This window comes from Bradyrhizobium sp. Kon56, assembly GCF_055807635.1.
The window spans coordinates 1-289 of the sequence record NZ_JBVVOU010000282.1; the positions used below are offsets into that span (position 1 = coordinate 1).

The following is a 289-nucleotide window of genomic DNA, read 5'->3' on the forward strand; positions in this document are numbered from 1 at the left end:
GGCACCAGCTCATCTGAAAGCTGGGCAGAATCAGATCTTGAAACATTCATGGCTCAATCTGCAGGCCAGAACGCAGCGCTGTTCGCAGAGGCTCTTTATGACGGGCTTGCGGACATCGACTCGATGGATGTGAACGCTGCTATTCCTCCGTGGCTCTATGTCAATAAGTACCTTGCCCCTTGTGGGTTTGCCATTGCCCCTCCAAACCTGATAACGACGGCTGAATTCAAGCCAATTCCTGTCCCGCAAAATGTCCCGTCGCTTGACGCCAGGGCCAACGAGAAAATCC

The 289-nt window shown here is 53.3% G+C and carries 1 pseudogene; it reads left to right on the forward strand.

The features are described from left to right. Positions 1–289: pseudogene (locus AC0L3B_RS38980) on the forward strand (hypothetical protein); the annotation flags it as partial.